The 3,106-nt window shown below is 77.4% G+C and carries 2 protein-coding genes; both read left to right on the top strand.

The features are described 5' to 3' along the window. The coding region (locus AC5LSR_RS14885; RefSeq protein ID WP_493468590.1) for a beta-ketoacyl synthase N-terminal-like domain-containing protein at nt 1–2,199 on the top strand (2,199 nt) is incomplete at its 5' end. Next, nucleotides 2,199–3,106, top strand: a 908-nt coding sequence (locus AC5LSR_RS14880; RefSeq protein ID WP_493468589.1) for a 3-oxoacyl-ACP synthase III family protein, incomplete at its 3' end; no start/stop codon positions are given. The genes AC5LSR_RS14885 and AC5LSR_RS14880, both read left to right, overlap by 1 nt.

Here is a 3,106-nt window from a genome sequence, read left to right as displayed (position 1 = left end):
AGCTGCAACGGCGGGCTGGTCAGCGGGGAGCGGGCCCTGCGCGACGAGCTCGCCGGCCGTCAGCCGGACTGGCGGCACACCCTGATGGTGTCCCCGCAGGCGATCGCCGAGGCGCTCGGCGCCGCCTTCGGCCTGCGCGGGCCGGTGCTGTCGGTCAACACCGCGTGCGCCTCCGGGGCGCACGCGATCGCCCACGCCACCGAACTGATCGTCACCGGCCAGGCGGACGCCGTCCTCGTCGGCGGCACCGACGCCTTCTCCGACGTGGTCTTCGCCGGTTTCAACAGCCTGGAGTCGCTCGCGGTGGGGCCGGCCGCGCCGTACTCGAAGGACCGCGACGGGCTGTCCCTCGGGGAGGGTGCCGGCATGCTCGTCCTGGTCCGCGCCGACATCGCGCGGGCGGCCGGTGCCCGCATGTTCGCCGAGGTCCTCGGCTACGGCTTCTCGGCGGACGGGTACCACCCGACCGCGCCGCACCCGCAGGGGGCGGGCGCCGCCCGGGCGATCACCGCCGCGCTCTCCCGCGCGGGCGTCGCCGCCGACGAGGTCGGGTACATCAACGGCCACGGCACCGGCACACCCAAGAACGACCCGGCCGAGAGCAACGCGATCCGCGCGGCCCTCGGGGAGGCGGCCGGGACGGTCGCGCTCAGCAGCACCAAGTCGATGGTGGGCCACCTGCTCGGGGCCGCGGGGGCGGTCGAGAGCATCGTCACGATCCTCGCCCTCGACGGGCAGGTCGCCCCGCCGACCGCCGGGTTCACCGCCGCCGACCCCCAGTGCGGGCTCGACGTCGTGCCGAACGAGGCCCGGCCGCTGGCCATGGACGTCGCGGTGTCGAACAACTTCGCGTTCGCCGGCGCCAACGCCTCGGTCGTCTTCGGCCGCCCCGGCCGGCGGCCCGCCGCGCCGGCCGGCCGGGACCGGCAGCGGGACCGGCAGCGGGACCGGGACCGGGACCCGGTTGTGATCACCGGCCTGGCCGCGCTGACGCCCGCCGGCACGAGCGTGGCCGAGCTGTGGGCGGCCTACCAGGCCGCCGGGAGCGCCGAGGGCCGGCCCGGACCGGCCGGCCCCGACGCCGGCCGCCCCGACGCCGGCCGCGCGGACGCCGGCCAGGCGGGCGCAGACCAGGACGCCGGCCGCATCGACGTCGGCCACGTCGAGTTCGACCCGGCGGCCTACCTGCCCGCGCGCCAGCGGCGGCGGCTGGACCGGCTCGGGCTGCTGGCCGTCGCGTCCTGCCAGGACGCCCTGGCCGACGCCGGGCTCGCCGACGTCGCGCGGCCCGCGACCGGGATCGGCGTCATCCTGGGCACCGGCCTGGGCCCGATGGAGAGCATGGAGCGTTTCACCACGCCGCTGCTGGCCGAGGGCCCGGCGGCGGCGAACCCCGCGGTGTTCCCCAACACCGTGTACAACGCCGCGGCCGGCCAGGTGGCGATGCTGCTGGGGCTGACCGGGGTCACCTCGACGGTGACCGCCATGCACGCGGCCGGCGCCGCCGCCCTGTGCGTCGCCGCCGACCTGCTGCGCGCCGGAGCGGCGGACGCGGTCGTCTGCCCCGCCGTCGACGTGCTGCCGCCGGCCGTGGTGAACGCGTACCGCCGGACCCCCCTGTTCGCCGGCGCCGGCGGCGCGTACACGCTGGTGGAGGCCGGTTTCGCGCTGGTGCTGGAGCGGTTGTCGGCGGCCCGGGCGCGCGGCGCCCGCATCCGCGCGGTGCTCCGCGGGCAGGGCATCGCCTCGGACGCCCGGGGCGTGGGCCGCTGGGACGCCCGCGGCCGCGGTGTCGAGCAGGCGGTGCGCACCGCGCTGGCGGCAGCCGGTGCCGAGCCGGGCGCACTGTCCGCGGTCTGGGCCAACGCCGCCGGGATCCGGGCCGTCGACCGGCCGGAGCTGGCCGCCCTGGGCCGCGTGTTCGGCCCGGCCGGGCCCCGCGTCGAGATGCCCAAGCGCAGCCTGGGCGAGCCGGTCGGGGCGGGCGCGCACCTCTCGGCGGTCCTCGCCGTGGCCGGCTGGGAGGCCGGCGGGGCCGCCGGCCCCGTCCTGGTGAACAGCTCCTCCCTCGGCGGCACGCACGTCAGCCTCGTCCTGACCGGCCCAGAAGGCGGCGGTCCCGCCGGCCCGGAAGCAACCGGCCATGTTTTCCACGCCGTGGGCGCCGCGGGTGCCGCGGGCTCCCGGAAGGAGCGGTGATGACCAGCCACCATGTCCGGATCGTGAGCACCGGCGGCTACCTGCCCGGTGAGCCGCTGTCCAACGACGACCTGGAGCGGCTGTGCGGCCCGCTGCCGGACGACGTGCTCGACGGCCTCCAGGTGCGCCGCCGCCACTGGATGATCGATCCGGGCACCGGCGAGCACCTGGTGAGCAACAGCGAGATGGCCACGGCCGCGGCCCGGCAGGCGCTCGACCGCGCCGGGCTCGAGGCCGCCGACGTCGACCTGCTGGTGATGTCGACGTCCTCCCCGGAGTACCCGCTGCCCGCGGCGGTCACCTTCGTCCAGGAGCGTCTCGGCCTGGCCCGGTGCGCGGTCGTGGAGGTCCGCTCCGGGTGCGCGGGGGCGATGCACGCGCTGGACATCGCCCGCCGCCAGCTGGCCGACGGCTCCGCGCGGACCGCGGTGGTCATCGGCAGCGAGGCCGTCTCCCCGGTGCTGGCGCCGATCTTCCTCGGCCGCCGTCCCGACTCCGTCCGGCTGCGGGACCGGATCGCCATCTACAACTTCGGCGACGGGGCGGGAGCGATGGTGCTGCGCGCCGAGCCCGCCGGGCCGGGGGAGCCGGCGAGCTTCCATGCCAGCGTCAACGCCTGCATGGGCGGGGACCGCAAACCCGGCATGCAGATCATCGGCGGCGGCACGCACGCCCCCGTGGCCGAGCAGATGCGCGCCCGGCGCCCGGTCGACCTGCGTCTCGACGTGGTCGAGTCGGCGAGCTTCGGGCCGCGGGTGTTCGTCACCGCCCTGGACGAGCTGCTGCGCCGCAGCGGCCTGACCCTGCGGGAGGTCGACGCGTGCGTCGTGCCCGAGGGCAACGCCGGCTACTTCAACGGCGAGCTCGAGGCCGCGGGGCTGTCCGCCGAGGACTGCGAGCTGCTCGC

The sequence above is a fragment of the Protofrankia sp. CiP1_Cm_nod4 genome (assembly GCF_982290645.1).
The sequence above is the reverse complement of the archived record's forward strand: the minus strand, read 5'-3'. Positions and strand labels throughout refer to the sequence as shown.